Raw genomic sequence first — 435 nt, forward strand, 5'->3', positions numbered from 1 at the left:
GTTTTGGGGCCGGTGGCGGCGTGGTGTGGCGGCACGCCCTGCGCACGGCCTCGGCGACGCCCTCCTTGCGTGCGACCTCCGCCCATTCCTCCAGCGGGAGGTCGACGCCGGCGTAGGCACAACTGTCCACGCGGGGGCGGCCGTTGGGGCTGAGGGAGCTGGAGACGTGCGCGGAGGCGGATACGGACACGGTCGCGGGTGTGGTCGTGGGCGCGGGTGTGGCCGTCGCCGCCGCGGCCTCGGCGGGGGCGGCCAGGAGCAGGCCGAGGAACGGCGTGATGAGGAGGGCGCGACGCCGGGCCGGAGAGGCCGCGCGCCGCGCGGTCATGACTGTCACACGAGCACACTGCGCAGCGGAGGCCCCCGCCATGTACGTACGGAGATCATTTAGCCCGTAGGAGTTACGGGGACGGGCATGAGGCTGTCTCTTATACA

At 72.4% G+C, this 435-nt stretch carries 1 protein-coding gene; it reads right to left on the reverse strand.

Features of this window, described 5'->3' with window-relative positions; genetic code table 11:
- A partial coding sequence (locus tag GUY60_RS38100) for a hypothetical protein (RefSeq protein WP_223178790.1) occupies nt 1-337 on the reverse strand: 337 nt, incomplete at its 3' end.
- Between the last annotated feature and the right edge of the window lie 98 nt (nt 338-435).

Origin of the sequence: Streptomyces boluensis (genome assembly GCF_009908195.1) — a bacterium.
Taxonomy (GTDB): domain Bacteria; phylum Actinomycetota; class Actinomycetes; order Streptomycetales; family Streptomycetaceae; genus Streptomyces; species Streptomyces boluensis.